Genomic DNA, 16,604 nt, shown 5'->3' with positions numbered 1-16,604 from the left:
ACAAAAAGACGTCAACGATAGATCCAGGCGAAAAAAAAGCGCACCCTTGGGTGCGCTTCAATCATCAGGCACGTCCCGGCCGTTTGGCAGTACCAACGGCTTCTGTCGAACGTGTGTCTCCTCTCATGATCTCCGGTATGGACTACCGACTTTTTCTGGCCCTCCCCAAGACGTATGTCCGGGTCGCCTGCACCGCTTTGGTGCCGCTGCGCCCAATCATAACGCAACTGTGCCAACGAAGAATAGTTTTTTATATACGGTTTTCAAATACCGGACATAAGCGAGGCCAGCCAGCCACATCGTCAATACGGCAAGCCTGCATTACTGACCGCTGCGTCATTATTTTTTGGCGGTCTCGCGCGCGATCGCGTCGAGCAGATCCTTGCCGATGCGGCGCTCCATCTGGCGGTGCACCGGCAGCAGCGCGGCGCGCCACTGCGCCTGCTCCTGCGGCGTCAGGTAATAGATCGTGGTCTTGCGCGCCTGGCGGATCGCCTCCAGGGCGCGGTCGTTGTCGCGCTGGGCAATCGTCTTCTCGAAGGCCGTGGCGTCGCGCATGGCCCGTTCCAGGGCAGCGCGCACGTCGCCCGGCAGGCCGTCCCAGAACTTGCGGTTGACGATCACCGCGTAGCCGAGGTAACCGTGGTTCGACACCGTCAGGTGTTTCTGCACCAGGTGCATGCGCTGGGTGTACATGTTCGAGGGCGGATTCTCGGTGCCGTCGACCAGGCCCGTCTCGAGGGCCTGGTAGGCTTCGGAAAAGGCCATCACCTGGGGCCGGGCGCCGAGTGCGCGCATCTGGGCGTCGAGTACGGTCGAGGACTGGATGCGCATGCGCAGGCCGCGGAAGTCCGCCGGCACGTGCAGCGGGCGGTTGGCCGACATGACCTTGAAACCGTTGTCCCAGTAGGCCAGGCCGGTGAGGCCCTTCGACTGCAGTTTGCGCAGCAGCTCGCGCCCGATCGGGCCTTCGGTGACGGCGTACAGCGCCGCCTTCGAGGGAAAGATATAGGGCAGGTCGAAGGCTTCGAATTCCTTCACGCCGAGCGGGCCGAACTTCGCCAGCGACGGCGCCAGCATCTGGACCGCGCCCAGCTGCAGGGCTTCGAGCTCCTCCTTGTCCTTGTAGAGCTGGCTATTCGGATACACTTCCACCTTGACGCGGCCGCGCGTGAACTGTTCGGCGAGCAGTTTGAAGCGTTCGGCGGCCTGCCCTTTCGGGGTGTCGGGCGCGACCACGTGGCTGAATTTGATGACGATCGGGGCTTGGGCCCAGGCGCTGTTGAGGGAAACGAAGAAAGCCAGTGCGGCGGCCAGGAATTTGATGGTCATGCTCGATTCAACATATGAAATAAGTGCACCTGTCGCTTTGTGTGCAGTTGCGTCGCTGCGTCAGCCGTTCACAATAGCATCGCACAAGAAAACCTTCCACCATTCATGAAAAACCCGTTTTCGCTGCGCCGCCGCGCCAGCCTGGCCCGCCCCTGGCGCTGGCTGGTGCCGGTCCTGCTGGTGCTGCTCTTCCTCGCCGTGCTGTTCTGGCTGCCCTGGCAGGCGCGCCAGATGGAAAGCAATGAACGCCAGGAGCAATTGATTGCCGATACCTTATGGGTCGAGCAAACGCTGCGTTTCGAGCTGGCGCGCAGCGAGGAAGCACTGGCCACCCTCGGTGCCGACCTGGTCGCCAATCCGCCCGCGCCCGCCGTGCTGCAGGCGCGCCTGCAACAGCTCTTCAAGAACGGTCCCGAGCTGCGCCGCGTGCTGTGGCAGGGACCGCGCGGCGAGGTGCTGGCGCACCAGGGCATCGACCCGGCCGGTCCGGCGCCGGGCCTGGACGAAACCGAGGAGATGGCACGCCTGATGCGCGCCGGGCGCTATACCGAACCGTATGGCGCCAGCCTGCACCTGCCGGGGTTGGTCGACTACTACCTGCCCCTGTACCGCAACGGCACCTACGCGGGCAGCCTGGTGGCCACCTACAGCTTGAAGACGCTGCTCAACGAAACCGTGCCCTGGTGGTTCGCCCAGGACAATGCCCTGTCCCTGCTCGACCGCAACGACCAGCCGGTCGCCGCGCGCGCCGACGGCGGTCCGGGCCGCGGCGTCTACACCCATCGCCGCGCCCTCGACTTGCCGGGCGCCTCGATCGTGCTGGCCACCGACAGCGTCAAGGGCGCACCGCGCCTGCTGCCGAACCTGCTCGTGGGCTCGGTGATCGTGCTGGCACTCGGATTGCTGCTCAGCCTGCTGACCCTGTGGCGCCACATCTCGCGCACCCTGGCGGCAGAAAGCGCGCTGCGCCAGCAGATGGCGTTTCGCACGGCCATGGAAAACTCCCTCATGACGGGCCTGCGCGCGCGCGACCTCGAAGGCCGGGTCACCTATGTCAACAAGGCCTTTTGCGAGATCGTCGGCTTGCCGCCGGAAGAATTGGTCGGCAAGAAGCCGCCGATGCCCTACTGGGCGCCGGAAGCGCGCGGCGAATACGAGGAACGTTTTGCCGGCGTGCTGGCCGGCACGATCACGCCCCAGTTCGAAACCGTGTTCCAGCGCTCGGACGGCGTGCGGGTGCCGGTGCTGGTGTTCGAGGCGCCCCTTAGGGACAGCCGTGGCGCGCAGACCGGCTGGATGAGTTCCATCCTCGACATCACCGACCGCAAGCAGGCCGAGGAACTGAATCGCCAGCAGCAGGAAAAGCTGGAAGCGAGCGCGCGCCTGGCGACCATGGGCGAGATCTCCTCGATGCTGGCGCACGAGCTGAACCAGCCGCTGGCAGCGATTTCCAGCTATACGGCCGGCGCCCTGAACGTGCTCGAGCGCGCCGACAAGGGCGTGGCGATCGAGCCTACTTTGCTGCGGCGCGCATTGGAACAGGCGCGCCAGCAGGCCCAGCGCGCGGGCCAGATCATCAAGAGCGTGCACGAGTTCGTCAAGAAGAGCGAGCCGCAGCGCGAAACCGTGAGCATCCACAGCGTGGTCGAGGGCGTACGCGCGCTGATCGAACTGCAGGCCCGTAAATCCTACGTGGCGCTGCAGATCGACCTGCCTGCCGCCTTGCCGCCGGTGCTGGCCGACCGCGTGATGCTCGAACAGGTGCTGCTGAACCTGACGCGCAACGGCATCGAGGCGATGGCCGAGGTATCGCCCGCCCAGCGCATCCTGCGCATCGCAGCCAGCGCGGATGCGACGCAGGTCTCGGTCTCGGTGATCGACCGCGGCCACGGCATCGCGCCCGACGTCGCCGAACGCCTGTTTTCTCCCTTCTTCTCGACCAAGGCCGAAGGCATGGGCATGGGCTTGTCGATCTGCCGCACGGCGGTCGAGTTCCACGGCGGCACGCTGACCCACGCGCCGAACCCGGGCGGCGGCACGATCTTTACCTTCAGCCTGCCCCGGCCCGCCGAGCTACAATAGCGCCAGATTAGGAGACCTTCATGCTGCATATCGTCGACGACGAAGACGTGATCCGTGACGCCCTCGCCTGGCTGGCGCAATCGCGCGGCCTGGCGGTGCGCGGCTATGCCGGCGGCCAGGAATTCCTCGACAGCGTCGGCGCGCCCGACGAGGCTGGAGACTGCGTGCTGCTGGACGTGCGCATGCCCGACATGAACGGCATCGCCGTGTTCGACCAGATCATCAGCCGCGGCTGGCTGGCGCGCATGCCCGTGATCTTCCTTACCGGCCACGGCGACGTGCCGATGGCGGTCGATTCGCTCAAGCGCGGCGCCTTCGACTTCTTCGAAAAACCCTTCAACGACAACCAGCTGATGGACCGCGTCGACCAGGCCCTGGCCGCGGCCCGCAATGCCGCCAGCGCGGCCCAGGTGCAGGCGCGTCTGGCGACCCTGTCGGCGCGCGAACGCGAAGTGCTCGACCTGATCCTGGCCGGCAAGATGAACAAGGTCGTCGCGGACGAACTCGGCATCAGCATGCGCACGGTCGAAGTCCATCGCGCGCATATCTTCGACAAGATGCAGGTCAAGACCGCGGTCGAGCTGGCGGGTTTGTTGAAGTAAGCCGTTCGAGGGTCGTGGGGCTGTTGCCTGTGACGGAATCGGGTGTACACGATCCGCGCGGGCATGCCCGCCCTACGGTCACCGCCAGCAGCGAGCGCATGCAAACCCGGATCAGTTAACGTATCCCGTAGGGCGGGCATGCCCGCGCGGATCAAACCGGCCACTAGCTCCACTGGCGACAGCCCCACATCGCTGAAAACTTCCGGTCACAAAGCCCCGCGCACAGGACGTGCCGAACACCGTCCCGTTTTCCCGATCGCTTGTAAAATCAATCCGACTGCGTCGCCGTGCGCGCGCCGGCGATGCCAACTTCTTTAGGGAAAGCAGATGAACGAAAAGACAGTTGCAGACAGGATGTTTTTGCGCAACGCGAAATCCATGCAGATCATGAACGGCGGCGTGCACCCGACCGTCGTGGCCCAGCTTCCACAGGAACTGATCAAGGAAGGCGATGGCCCCTTCGACGTGATCATGATGTTCTGCATGAACCGCAAGGACCTCGAACAATACCTGCCGCAAGCCAAGGAACGCCTGGGCGACAAGGGCTCGCTCTGGATCGCCTACCTGAAGCAGACGGCCTCCAAAGCCACTGATATCAATCGCGACTCAATCAACGCTTATCTGAAGGAAAACGGTATCACAGCCGTGGCGATGATCTCGATCGATGGCGACTGGTCGGCCATGCGGGCCAAGCGTATCGAACTATGATGCGTGTTGCTGCAGCGCCCACTCAACATGTTCGCGCACCAACGCGGACGGGTGCTCTGCGCGCGCCTGCAATGCCGCCACGATAAGCGGATCGCCGCGGCGCTTGTCCGCGGCATTGCCCAGTCCGACCGCCAGGTTGCGCAGCCAACGCTCGTGGCCGATACGCCGGATCGGACTGCCTTCCAGGCGGCGATTGAATTCCTCTTCTTCCCACGCGAACAGTTCCAGCATGCCGGCGTCACCCAATCCGTTACGCTCGTCGAAATCCGGCACAATTGCCCGCTGCGCAAACTTGTTCCACGGACAAGCGAGTTGGCAATCGTCGCAGCCATAAATGCGGTTGCCGATCAGCGGACGCAGCTCGACCGGGATGCTGCCCTTCAGTTCGATCGTCAGGTAGGAAATGCAGCGCCGCGCATCGAGGCGGCCGGGGCCGAGAATGGCGCCGGTCGGGCACAGATCGATGCAATTGCTGCAGGCACCGCAGTGAGGGCTGGTCGGCGCATCGACCGGCAAAGGCAGGTCGACCAGGATCTCGCCGATGAAGAAAGTCGAACCGGCTTCGCGCGACAGCAGCAGCGTATGCTTGCCGCGCCAGCCCAGGCCCGCCTTTTCCGCCAGCGGCAATTCCATCACCGGCGCCGAATCCGTGAACACCCGGTAGCCATATTCTCCGATTTCGGCTTTCACGCGCTCGGCCAGCTGGGCCAGGCGGTTGCGCAGCACCTTGTGGTAATCGCGGCCCCGCGCATACATCGACACCACCGCCGCGCCGGGTTCCAGCTGGCGCGCCAATTCGCGCTCGCGCCAGCCCTCCTGCAGAGGCAGGTAATCCATGCGCGCGACGATGGCGCGCACCGTGCCCGGCACCAGCTCCGCCGGCCGGGCGCGCTTCATGCCGTGGCTTGCCATATAATCCATCTCGCCGTGGTGCCCCGCCGCCAGCCAGGCGCGCAGGCCCTCCTCGGCGTGCGCGAGATCCACATCGGCAATGCGCACGTCGGCAAAGCCGAGTTCGCGGCCCCAGGCCTTGATGGCGCGGGAAAGGTTCTCGAGGTCGGGGGATTCGATGGACATTCGGTTTGAAAACAGTCGCGGCAGATCTGCGCCGCCAAACACACCATTTTAATTGATGCAGCACTTCACAGCCTACCTGCCGGACGAATCGGCGACCATCGCCCTCGGCGCCGCCCTGGCGCGCGCCCTCGTGCCGGGCCTGGTCATCTACCTGCACGGCGACCTCGGCGCCGGCAAGACGGCGCTCACGCGCGCCCTGATCCAGGCGGCGGGCCACAGGGGAACCGTAAAAAGCCCGACCTATACCTTGTCGGAACCCTATCGGGTGCAGCTCGATGGCCGGCCGCTGAACATCATCCACTACGACCTGTACCGCATGTCCAGCCCCGAAGAATTCCTCGACGCGGGCTTTCGCGAAGACTTCGACGGCAGCAATGTCTGCATCGTCGAATGGCCGGAAAAGGGAGAGCCGGTGTTGCCCTCACCCGACGTCCGGGTGTTGCTCGATGTCAGCGGCGCCGGTCGTGCTGTAGAATTGCAGGCGTTGTCTCCACAGGGCCTGCTATGTCTCGACCGCCTCTCCTTCGCCCCGCCGCCCCGCTGAAATCCCCCGCGCGTCGCCGTACCATCCTGAAAGCCGGCGGCACCCTGCTGCTGTCGGTGATCGCCCCGCTGCCTGCACTCGCCGCGCAGATCCTGGCCGTGCGCGTCTGGCCGGCCGACGACTACACGCGCGTCACGCTGGAAAACGACAGCAACCTGAAGGCCGAGCACTTCCTGTTGGCCGATCCGCCGCGCCTGGTGGTCGACATCGACGGCCTGGCCCTGAACGAGACCCTGAAAAGCCTGGTGGCGAAGATCGAGTCGAACGACCCCTACATCATGCAGGTGCGCGTCGGCCAGAACCGCCCGAACGTGGTGCGTCTCGTGTTCGACCTGAAGGAAGAAGTCAAGCCGCAGGTGTTTACACTGGCCCCGGTGGCCGAGTACAAGCACCGCCTGATCTTCGACCTGTATCCGGTGCGCGAAGCCGATCCGATCGCGGCCCTGATCGAAAAGGGAGAGTGGTCGCCGGGCGACGGCACCCCGACCGCGGTGCCGGCCGTGCCGGTGCCGCCTGCGCAGCCGGTCGCGCCCGATCCGGTCGCGCGCCTGGAAGCGGAGATCGCCGCCATGAGCGGCAACGCGGCGCCGCGCGCGACGCAACCAAGCCCAACGCCCGCACCCGGCAAGCCCGCGACGAAACCGCCGCTCCCCGCCAACAACGTGGTGCGCATGGTGACCATTGCCCTCGACCCAGGCCACGGCGGCGAAGACCCGGGCGCGATCGGCGCCACCGGTACCCGCGAGAAGGACATCGTGCTGGCGGTGGCCAAGAAGCTCAAAGCGCGCCTGGAAGCGCTGCCCAACACCCGCGTCATGCTCACGCGCGACGGCGACTATTTCGTCCCCCTCGGCACGCGCGTGGAAAAGGCGAGGAAGGTGCAGGCCGACCTGTTCGTCTCGATCCACGCCGACGCCTTCATCGAGCAGCGCGCGCGCGGTTCCTCGGTGTTCGTGCTCAGCGAAAAAGGCGCCAGCTCGACCGCCGCGCGCTGGCTCGCGACCGACCAGAACAAGGCCGACATGATCGGCGGCGTGAATTTGGCCAAGCATGACCGCCAGCTGGCGAGCGTCCTGTTCGACCTGTCGACGACGGCCCAGATCAACGACAGCTTGAAACTCGGTAAAGCCGTGCTGGGCGAGATCGGCGGCATCAACCGCCTGCATAAGGCGGCCGTCGAGCAGGCCGGTTTCGCCGTACTGAAGGCGCCGGACATTCCCTCGATCCTGGTCGAAACGGCCTTCATTTCGAATCCCGAAGAGGAAGCCAAATTGAAGGACGACGACTACCAGGAGCAGCTGGCGAACGCGATCACCAAGGGCATCAAGCGTTATTTCTCGGCCAACCCGCCGATGGCGAAGAGCCGCACGACCTGACGCGCGCTTGGGGCAGCGCCCGTGGCATACTACGCGGCCCAGAACCGCGTAGGTTTTCGACATGAACCAACAAGACGCCGCGATTGCCACCACCTTCGGCCAGCTGCCGGCCCTGCTGCTCACTTCACCCGATGGCGCCCAGGCCAGCATCACCCTGTACGGCGCTCACCTGATTTCCTGGCGCGGCGCCGACGGGCGCGAGCGCCTGTTCTGCAGCGCGAAGTCGGCGCTCGACGGCAGCAAAGCGATCCGCGGCGGCGTGCCCGTCATCTTTCCCCAATTCGCCGAGCGCGGCACGGGTATGCGCCACGGCTTCGCGCGTACCAGTACCTGGCGCGTGGCCGACCAGGGTCTCGACGAGGGCTGGGCTTTCGCCGAGTTCGCGCTGGCGCCGCATGACCTGGCTCCGCAGCATGCGCAGGCCTGGCCGCATGGTTTTGAGCTGCGGCTGCGGGTGGCGATCCGGGCCAACGACCTGACTATGCGCTTTGAAGTGCGCAACACCGGTGGTGAGGCCTTCCCCTTCGCGGCCGCCCTGCATACCTATTTCCTGGTCGACGACATCGCCTCGGTGCGCATCGACGGCGTGGAGACCGAGGAACTCGTCATCAGCGACAAGTTCGACCGCGTGTACGAGAACGTGGCGCCGCGCCAGGCGCTGGTCGACGGCGGCGTGGTGCTGACGCTGCGCCAGGAAGGTTTTACAGATGCCGTGGTCTGGAATCCGGGTGCGGAGGATGCGGCGGCGCTGGCGGACATGGCGGACGAGGAATACCGGCGCTTCGTGTGCATCGAGCCTGCCCGGCTGGAGGGAGAGGTATTGCAGCCGGGTGAGGCTTGGCGGGGCGAATATCACGTCAGCTGATGTAGGGTGGACGGCTGTGCCGTCCACGCGTTCATGCAGCGGGTGATAAATCGAGATGCGCGGTATGCGTACGCGCGTTGAACGCGTGGACGGGAGACCCGTCCACCCTACGTTTAATTCGATTCCTTGACCATGCGCCCGCCGCCATCCTGCAGCGGCCGCGCGTTCAGCGGATACAGGCGCGAGAACAGCGCCATCTGCGCCGGCGAGGCCGTCATCGGCTGCTTCATCACCATCCACAGCACATTTTCGGTGCAGGGCGGCGTGGTCATCGAGCCCATGTAGGTATAGTACTCGCGGCGGTTCGGCAGCAGTTCGAGTGGGTCGAGCTCGACGCCCGGGGTACCGAGCTGGCCCTTCTCCAGCGGGATGTTGTTCCAGACGGTCTGGATCGCCTCGTTCGGCTTGCCGCGTTCGAGCAGCACGGCGACCACGGCCAGCTGGCCTTTCGCGCCGCGGTGCACGAGGTGGACCACCATCTCGGTGCCCTTGCCGTTGATCTTCTCTTCCGACGGGCGGTGGAAGTGGAACTGCACCAGCTCGTAGCGCTCGTTGCCGACATTGATGGCATTGCCGCCGGCGAGATTCACCTGCACCGTGTGGCCGTTGTCGATCTCGCTGAAGCGCGAGGGACGGTAATCGAAATCGATCTCGTCGAGGTTGACCTTCATGCCGTCGCGGATGTCGATCGGCGACTGGCGGTTGCCCTTGCCGCACTGGGCCCAGGCCGGGTTGATCTTGCCCCAGTTCTCGGGGCCGAACTCGCCGTCGTAATCCCAGTGGTTGCTGATCTTCGGCGCGGCCGCGATTGCCGCTTCCTTCTTGCGCTTGGCATCAAGGGCCTTGCGGGCCTTCGCGGCGGCGGCCGCGCGCGCGGCCTGCTTGGCGCGCATTTCGGCCAGGCGTTCGGCGATCTTCACCGAGAGGTCGACCTGGTCCTCGTCCTCGCTGGTTGAAACGGCGGCGGCGACCTTGTCGGCAGTGGCGGCGCTGACCTTGGCCGGCTTTTCCACCAGCGACTTGTCGATGGTCGGCTTCTCGACCAGGGGCGCGTGCAACTTCGCGGACTTCTCGTCCTTTTTCTCTTCCTTCGCTGCAGCCGGCTTCTCGGCCTTTTCGACGGCCTTGGCCGGCCTGGCCAGCTCGGCAGCGAGCTTGGCGGCGGCATCCGTCTTCGTGGCGTCCGGCGCCGGCTTGGTGCCGTGGGCCGGTTCATTGGCGCTTGCGCCGAGCATGACGATGCTGGTGGCAAACAGGGCAATCAGGTGTCGCATGGAGGTGGGCAGAAGTGAATTCACCCTCTCTTAACGACGCTGATGCATGGAAACTTGAGCACGTAAACGCAAACGCGCCGGATAAATCCGGCGCGCTGGTCATACGATCAACAGACTTGTCGGCGAGTCATCAGCGGCTGAGCACCTTGCGCCCGAACTTGTACAGGCCGCCGATCATCAGCGGCACGATCGCGGCGCTGACGCCGACCAGGACGATTTCCGTCAGGTGGTCGCGCACGATCGGGATGTTGCCGAAGAAGTAGCCGGCAGTCACCAGGCTAGCCACCCACAGCACGGCGCCGGTGATGTTGTACAGCTGGAAGCGCCAGTGGGTCATGTCGGACACGCCGGCAACGAAGGGGGCGAAGGTACGCACCACCGGTACGAAGCGCGCCAGGATGATAGTCTTGCCGCCGTGCTTTTCGAAGAAATCGTGGGTGCGGTGCAGCGCGTCCTTGTTGATCCAGCGGTAGTTCTGCGTGAACATGCGCTGGCCGACGGCTTCGCCGATGTAGTAATTCAGGGTGTTACCCGTGACCGCCGCCACTATGAGCAAGGCCATCAATAATGGATAACTCATCTGGCCAGTGGCGCAGAAGGCGCCGGCGATGAAGAGCAAAGTATCGCCCGGGAAGAAAAACAGGACCACCAGACCCGTTTCGCAAAACACGATCGCGAACAGGACAGCGTAGACATAGATGCCATACTCGGCGAGCAGCACTCCCAGTGTCTTATCGACATGAAGAATCATGCCGAAAAATTCCATCAGATCCATAATTTTCCTAAACGGTAACGCCAAATGATACCACCAGACGGGGGCGCCAAACCGCCGGGCCGGCCGGCGCCGCTTTCATTTTTAAGTGAGTGTTAAGTTTTTTAGACAGGTTTGGATTCACCATTACAATTACTTAACGTTAATAACAAAACCGGAGCGGGAATGAAGGCAGTCAAGATCGCAGCACACGCAGTCATTACGGCCCTGGTGGTATCGGGCGTCCAGGCGGCCGCCCTGAAGCCGCTGCCGCCCAAGCCGAGCGCGGCCGACATCATCAAGGAATCGAAGGCGGCCGACTGGCGAGCGCTCGATCCCGAGAACACCCTGTACATGGACTTGCCGGCCGGCCGCGTCGTGATCGAACTGGCGCCCACCTTTGCCCCGAACCACGCGGCCAATATCAAGGCGCTGGCACGCGAACATTATTTCGACGGCCTCGCGATCCTGCGCTCGCAGGACAATTTCGTCGTCCAGTGGGGCGACCCCGACGAAAAGAACCCACGCGAACCGAAACAGGCGAAGAAGACCCTGAAGGGCGAATTCACGGTGCCGATGAAGAGCGACAGCGGGTTCACGCGCCTGAAGGACGTCGACGGCTACGCGCCCCAGGTCGGCCATTCGAACGGCTTCCCGGTCGGACGCGATCCGAAGACGGGCGAAACCTGGCTCGCCCACTGCTACGCGATGGTCGGCGTGGGACGCGACACCGATGCCGACAGCGGCGGCGGCACCGCCCTGTACGTCGTCACCGGCCAGGCGCCGCGCCAGCTGGACCGCAACATCACCGTGGTCGGCCGCGTCGTGTCGGGCATGCCGCTGCTGTCGACGGTGGCGCGCGGCCCGGCCCCGATGGGCTTTTTCGACAAGCCGGAGATGCAGGTGCCGATCAAGGCCTTCCGCGTCGCCGCCGACCTGCCGGAAGCCGAGCGCAACAAATTCGAAGTCATGCGCACCGAAAGCACGACCTACCAGAAAGTGGTGGAAGCCCAGCGCAACCGCGGCGGCCCATGGACCAAGGTCGCGGCCGGCCATATCGACTTGTGCAATGCGCCGATTCCGGTGCGCGAAGTCAAGTAAGCAGAAATAAGACAGGTGCTGCTTTCCGGGTGGGGCTGCGCGATATAATCGCTGCATGAATGCGCCCGTCCCCACCCACCGTCCCATCCAGCAGCTGAACGACCAGCTGATCTCGCAGATCGCCGCCGGCGAGGTCGTCGAACGGCCCTCGGCCGTGGTGAAGGAGCTGCTGGAAAATGCGCTGGATGCGGGCGCGACCCAGATCACGATCCGTCTGGAAGAAGGCGGCGTCAAGCGCATCGCCATCACCGACAACGGCCGCGGCATCGCGCCCGACCAGCTGCCGCTGGCCCTGGCGCGCCATGCGACCTCGAAAATCGCCTCGCTGACCGACCTCGAGAACGTGTCCACCCTCGGTTTTCGCGGCGAGGCGCTGGCCTCGATCGCCTCGGTGGCGGCGGTGTCGATCACCTCGAGGACAAGCGACGCACCGCACGCCTGGGAAATCATCGGCTCGCACCAGGGCACCGTCTCTCCCTCCTCCGGCCCCTGCGGCACCACGATCGACGTCCAGGACCTGTACTTCAATACGCCTGCACGGCGCAAATTCCTGAAGTCGGAACAGACCGAATACGGCCATTGCGCCGAAGTCGTGCGTCGCATCGCGCTGGCGCGGCCGGACGTGTCCTTCAGCCTGACCCACAACGGGCGCACGATCGACCACTGGAAAGAAAGCGAGATGGCGCGCCGCAGCGCCCAGATCCTGGGCAGCGATTTCGCCGAGGCGCGTCTCGCCATCGACGAGGCGGCCGGCCCCTTGCGCCTGTACGGCTATGCCGGTCTGCCGACGGCCTCGAAAGCCCGCGCCGATGGCCAGTTCTTCTACGTGAACGGCCGGTTTGTCCGCGACAAGCTGCTGGTGCACGCGGTGCGCGCGGCCTACCAGGACGTGCTGCACGGCGACCGCTTCCCTTCGTATGTGCTGGCGCTGGATCTCGATCCGGCCCTGGTCGACGTCAACGTCCACCCGTCGAAGATCGAAGTGCGTTTCCGCGACAGCCGCGCGGTGCACCAGTTCGTGTTCCACGCGGTGCAGCGCGCGCTGGCGGCCACTTCGGCCACGGCCCATGGCAGCGTGCCGGCGCCGATCACGGCGGCCGAGATCACGCCCTCATCGTCTTCCGGCTCCGACTGGCGCCGTCCGCACGAGCAGACCAGCTTCGGCGCCCAGCTGGCGCCGACCTTCTCGCCTTCTCCCTTCCCGCCGGGCAGCCGCTGGGATGCGCCGGCGACGAATGGCGTCGCCCAGAGCACGGCAGCCTACGGCGCGCTGTTCGCCTCGGAGCCACGTCCGACGGCATCGTCAGCCTCGGTGGCGCCGATGCCGGTGCCGTCCAGCGCGCCGAGCAACGACGACTTCCCGCTCGGCTTCGCGCTGGCCCAGCTGCACGGCATCTACATCCTGGCCCAGAACACCAAGGGCCTGGTGCTGGTCGACATGCACGCCGCGCACGAGCGCATCCTGTATGAACAACTGAAAAACGCGCTTGACGCCCAGGTCGAGGGCAGCGACATGCAGGTGCAGTCGCTGCTGATTCCGGTGACCTTCTTCGCCGACGCGATCGAGGTGGCGACCGCCACCGACCATCAGGAGACCTTGCAGGCACTGGGCTTCGACATCGCCGCGATCTCGCCCACCACACTGGCCGTACGCGCGGTGCCGACCCTGCTGAAGAATGCCGACGCCCAGACGCTGGCGCGTGACGTGCTGCGCGACGTGCGCGAATTCGGCGGCTCGCGCGTACTGATCGAGCGCCGCAACGAACTGCTCGGCACCCTCGCCTGCCATACGGCCGTGCGGGCCAATCGCATCCTGTCAACCCAGGAAATGAACGCGCTGCTGCGCCAGATGGAACAGACCGAGCGCGCCGACCAGTGCAACCACGGCCGTCCGACCTGGGTCCAGCTCGACATCTCCGCGCTCGACAAACTTTTCCTGCGCGGTCAATAAGATGAGTGTTCGTAGCAAAGACGCCAAGCCTTTGGCGGTGGCGATCATGGGCCCGACCGCGTCGGGCAAGACCGCGGCGGCCCTGCGCATCGCGCAGGAGATCCCGAGCGAGATCATCTCGGTCGATTCCGCCCTCGTGTACCGCGAGATGGACATCGGCACCGCCAAGCCCACGCCCGAGGAACTGGCCGCCGTGCCGCATCACCTGATCGACATCATCGATCCGCTCGACGCCTATTCGGTGATGCAGTTCAGGAATGACACACTACGGCTCGTGGCTGAGATCAGCGCGCGCGGCAAGCTGCCGCTGCTGGTGGGCGGCACGATGATGTATTTTAAGGGTCTCACCGACGGCCTGGACGACCTGCCGACGGCCGATGCAGACGTGCGCGCCGCGCTCGACGAGGAAGCCGCGCGCATCGGCTGGCCCGGCATGCACGCGAAACTGCAGGTGCTCGACCCGGTCACGGCGGCGCGCCTGGCGCCGAACGACGCCCAGCGCATCAACCGCGCCCTGGAGATCATCGAACTGACGGGCCAGCCGATGTCGTCCTTGCTGGCGCGGCGCGAAAAGCCCGAACTGCCTTTCGAACTGGTCTCGTTTGCATTGGAGCCCTCCGACCGCGCGGTGCTGCACCGCCGGATCGCGCTGCGCTTCGACCAGATGCTGGGCGAGTCCGACGATGCGGGCATCGTCGCGGAGGTGGCGCGCCTGCGCGCCCGGGGCGATTTGTCGCCGAATTTGCCCTCGATGCGCTGCGTCGGCTACCGCCAGAGCTGGGACTACCTGGACGGCAGGATCGACCGCGCCGGCCTGCGCGAAACGGGCATCATCGCCACCCGCCAGCTGGCCAAGCGCCAGCTGACCTGGCTGCGCGCGATGCCGGACCGGATCGTGGTCGATTGCCTCGGCCCCGACCCGACCGGCGAGATCCTGACTCAGGTGCGCGGCTTGCAAAAATAACAGGCCAGATACAAACTGCTCGGTTTGGCGCACGCAGCCTTGACAGGGATGGCTGCGCCTTGGATAATGTCGTTCGCTTTGGTGATATAGCTCAGCTGGTTAGAGCACAGCACTCATAATGCTGGGGTCGGTGGTTCAAGTCCACCTATCACCACCAAGAATTTGTAGACGAATGGCTTGGCTCACGGGTCGAGCCATTTTGTTTTAGAAGGTTTCGGTGATATAGCTCAGCTGGTTAGAGCACAGCACTCATAATGCTGGGGTCGGTGGTTCAAGTCCACCTATCACCACCAAACGCAGTAGTCGAAAAAGCCGCCCGCTCGCAAGAGCTGGCGGCTTTTTCATTCCACGCCCCCCACGTCCGTATTGTCGTCGAGCGCGAATTCGCCGCGTTTGAAGGCCTCGATGGTCGCCAACGCCTGCTGCACATACGCGGCCGGCACCAGGATCCGGACGCCGCCCAGGGCCGGCGCCAACAGCAGATCGGCCTGCATCAAATGGGCGTCAGCCAATACCGCGGGAATACCGGAAGCCTCCATGCAGCCCTGCATCAGCGCCGCTTCCATCGGAATCAGGTAGCGCGCGACGATGAACAGGTCGCGGCCGGGAATCGCCTCGATCTCGGGGTGTGCGGCGAGCCATGCATTCAATGCCTGTTCCATGGTGCTTCCTCGTGATGAGTTAATGCAGCAATCCCGGCAGCGACGACAGCAAATACAGGGTCACGCCAATCAGGCCGCCGACGATCGTGCCGTTGATACGAATGAATTGTAGATCCTTGCCGATGTTCAGTTCGATTTGTTCCGACATCTCGGCGCTGTCCCAATTCTTCACCGTGTCGGCGATATGGCGCGTCAGATAGCCGGCGAATTCCGGCGCCGCTGCCCGCGCCGCCCCTTCCAGGTTGTCGTTCAGCGACTGGCGCAGGGCCGGGTCCTCGGCCAGGGTCTTGCCGAGCCAGGCGCCGGTCGCTTCCAGGCGCCGGCGCAGGGTCGAGTCCTCGCTTTCCAGGTCCTTCTTGAGCCAGGCTTTTAAATCGCCCCACAAGGACTTCAGGTAATTGTTGAGCGTGTCGTCGTTGAGCAGGTAATGCTTGATTTCCTCGCTCTTGCTTGCAAACTGGGGATCGGCTTTCAAACGCTCGATAAAGTCCGCGGTGAATTCGTCGAAACGGCGGCGTAGCGGGTGATCCGGATCCCTCGCTACCTTGTTCAGGATGCCGAAGGCCAGCTTGACGGCGATGTCGGCGCCTTTGCGGCCGATGAGTTCGGACGGCAGCATTTTCTCGACCAGCGCATATTCGTCTTTCAGCCAGTCGACGATCCCCTGTGCGATCGTGGCCTGGGTTTCTTCGTTGTCGAGCAGTTTCGCCAGCTGATAAATACCTTCGTTCAGGAGTTCCTGGTGGCGCCCGCCTTTGGTCAGGCTTTCCAGGATGGTGCCTGTCGATTTGGACAGATCGACGCTGCCGACCATCGTGTGCACGGCCTTGCGCATAAAGTTCTGAACCGCCGCGTCTTCGGTGAAATCGAGCATCCAGCTCGCGGTGTTCACCAGGTAGCCGCCCATGTGCTCGGTATTTGCCGGTTTGGTCAGCCAGTCGGCGACCTTTTGCGCCGGGTCGTGTTTCTGGATCAGGCGGACGATCGATTCCGTATCCAGGAATTTCTCGTGCACGAACAGCGCCAGGTTATCGGCGATCTTGACCTTATTGTTCGGGATGATGTTGGTATGACGCGAGACGATCGGGATCGGCACCCGCTTGAACAGGGCGACCACGGCGAACCAGTCGGCCAGGGCGCCGACCATGGCCGCTTCCGCAAACGCTTTGATTAAACCCGTCCACCAGTTCTGGGGCAGGAAAAAGCTGAGGACAAACAGCAGCGCGGCGCCGGCAAAAAAGCCCAGCGCCAGCCGTTTCGATCGATCGAGTTCGCGTTCCTTCGTCATATGCTCACGGTATTGGCTCTACCGTGG

At 64.4% G+C, this 16,604-nt stretch carries 15 protein-coding genes and 2 tRNA genes; 11 read left to right on the top strand and 6 right to left on the bottom strand.

Features of this window, described 5'->3' with window-relative positions:
* Positions 1 to 339: 339 nt before the first annotated feature.
* Positions 340 to 1,332, bottom strand: coding sequence for a TRAP transporter substrate-binding protein (locus C2862_RS16830; RefSeq protein WP_136221289.1), 993 nt, complete (start codon positions 1,330 to 1,332; stop codon positions 340 to 342).
* A gap of 105 nt (positions 1,333 to 1,437) precedes the next feature.
* Here C2862_RS16830 and C2862_RS16825 point away from each other — a divergent pair, with 105 nt between their 5' ends.
* The 3 genes from C2862_RS16825 (at position 1,438) to C2862_RS16815 (ending at position 4,724) form a co-directional block, all read left to right on the top strand.
* Positions 1,438 to 3,414 (top strand): sensor histidine kinase, encoded by a 1,977-nt coding sequence (locus C2862_RS16825; RefSeq protein ID WP_136221288.1) that lies wholly within the window; start codon positions 1,438 to 1,440, stop codon positions 3,412 to 3,414.
* A 20-nt stretch (positions 3,415 to 3,434) separates the two neighbouring features.
* Positions 3,435 to 4,016 (top strand): response regulator transcription factor, encoded by a 582-nt coding sequence (locus C2862_RS16820; RefSeq protein WP_136221287.1) that lies wholly within the window; start codon positions 3,435 to 3,437, stop codon positions 4,014 to 4,016.
* 378 nt (positions 4,017 to 4,394) lie between these two features.
* The gene (locus C2862_RS16815; protein WP_229467475.1) at positions 4,395 to 4,724 is read left to right on the top strand and encodes a DUF3052 family protein; all 330 of its coding nucleotides are present in this window, start codon (positions 4,395 to 4,397) and stop codon (positions 4,722 to 4,724) included.
* Here the strand turns inward: C2862_RS16815 and queG are convergent.
* Positions 4,719 to 5,801: a tRNA epoxyqueuosine(34) reductase QueG gene (gene queG / locus C2862_RS16810; RefSeq protein WP_136221285.1), complete on the bottom strand. Its 1,083-nt coding sequence runs from the start codon at positions 5,799 to 5,801 to the stop codon at positions 4,719 to 4,721. The genes C2862_RS16815 and queG overlap by 6 nt on opposite strands.
* Before the next feature lie 55 nt (positions 5,802 to 5,856).
* Here queG and tsaE point away from each other — a divergent pair, with 55 nt between their 5' ends.
* The 3 genes from tsaE (at position 5,857) to C2862_RS16795 (ending at position 8,586) form a co-directional block, all read left to right on the top strand.
* A complete protein-coding gene (gene tsaE / locus C2862_RS16805) occupies positions 5,857 to 6,345 on the top strand; it encodes a tRNA (adenosine(37)-N6)-threonylcarbamoyltransferase complex ATPase subunit type 1 TsaE (RefSeq protein WP_136221284.1) in 489 nt (162 codons plus the stop codon).
* Positions 6,306 to 7,721: an N-acetylmuramoyl-L-alanine amidase gene (locus C2862_RS16800; protein WP_136221283.1), complete on the top strand. Its 1,416-nt coding sequence runs from the start codon at positions 6,306 to 6,308 to the stop codon at positions 7,719 to 7,721. Before tsaE ends, C2862_RS16800 begins: the two co-directional genes overlap by 40 nt.
* 61 nt (positions 7,722 to 7,782) lie before the next feature.
* On the top strand, positions 7,783 to 8,586 hold the full coding sequence (locus tag C2862_RS16795; protein WP_136221282.1) for a D-hexose-6-phosphate mutarotase: 804 nt from the start codon (positions 7,783 to 7,785) through the stop codon (positions 8,584 to 8,586).
* Positions 8,587 to 8,699: 113 nt separating this feature from the next.
* Here C2862_RS16795 and C2862_RS16790 read toward each other — a convergent pair whose 3' ends face one another.
* Positions 8,700 to 9,860, bottom strand: a complete 1,161-nt coding sequence (locus C2862_RS16790) for a carbonic anhydrase (protein ID WP_307723553.1) — start codon at positions 9,858 to 9,860, stop codon at positions 8,700 to 8,702.
* 130 nt (positions 9,861 to 9,990) lie between these two features.
* Entirely contained in the window at positions 9,991 to 10,635 is a 645-nt protein-coding gene (locus C2862_RS16785) for a VTT domain-containing protein (RefSeq protein ID WP_136221281.1), read from the bottom strand.
* A 162-nt stretch (positions 10,636 to 10,797) separates the two neighbouring features.
* Between C2862_RS16785 and C2862_RS16780 the strand changes: the two genes are divergently transcribed.
* From C2862_RS16780 to C2862_RS16760, 5 genes are all read left to right on the top strand, one after another.
* Positions 10,798 to 11,712, top strand: coding sequence for a peptidylprolyl isomerase (locus C2862_RS16780; protein ID WP_136221280.1), 915 nt, complete (start codon positions 10,798 to 10,800; stop codon positions 11,710 to 11,712).
* Positions 11,713 to 11,767: 55 nt separating this feature from the next.
* Positions 11,768 to 13,663, top strand: coding sequence for a DNA mismatch repair endonuclease MutL (gene mutL / locus C2862_RS16775; protein WP_136221279.1), 1,896 nt, complete (start codon positions 11,768 to 11,770; stop codon positions 13,661 to 13,663).
* 1 nt (position 13,664) lies between these two features.
* Positions 13,665 to 14,627 (top strand): tRNA (adenosine(37)-N6)-dimethylallyltransferase MiaA, encoded by a 963-nt coding sequence (gene miaA, locus C2862_RS16770; RefSeq protein WP_136221278.1) that lies wholly within the window; start codon positions 13,665 to 13,667, stop codon positions 14,625 to 14,627.
* An 80-nt stretch (positions 14,628 to 14,707) separates the two neighbouring features.
* Positions 14,708 to 14,784, top strand: a tRNA-Met gene (locus tag C2862_RS16765).
* Positions 14,785 to 14,843: 59 nt separating this feature from the next.
* Positions 14,844 to 14,920: transfer RNA gene (locus tag C2862_RS16760), tRNA-Met, on the top strand.
* 48 nt (positions 14,921 to 14,968) lie between these two features.
* On the opposite strand, the gene C2862_RS16755 is transcribed toward C2862_RS16760, so the two are convergent.
* Together C2862_RS16755 and C2862_RS16750 are read right to left on the bottom strand one after the other, a co-directional pair.
* Complete coding sequence (locus tag C2862_RS16755; RefSeq protein ID WP_136221277.1) at positions 14,969 to 15,289, bottom strand: putative signal transducing protein; 321 nt, start codon at positions 15,287 to 15,289, stop codon at positions 14,969 to 14,971.
* A gap of 19 nt (positions 15,290 to 15,308) precedes the next feature.
* A complete protein-coding gene (locus C2862_RS16750) occupies positions 15,309 to 16,577 on the bottom strand; it encodes a DUF445 domain-containing protein (RefSeq protein ID WP_136221276.1) in 1,269 nt (422 codons plus the stop codon).
* Positions 16,578 to 16,604 lie beyond the last annotated feature (27 nt).

Source organism: Massilia sp. Mn16-1_5 (genome assembly GCF_004798585.1).
Taxonomy (GTDB): domain Bacteria; phylum Pseudomonadota; class Gammaproteobacteria; order Burkholderiales; family Burkholderiaceae_D; genus Telluria.
This window is presented reverse-complemented; position numbering and strand designations above follow the sequence as displayed.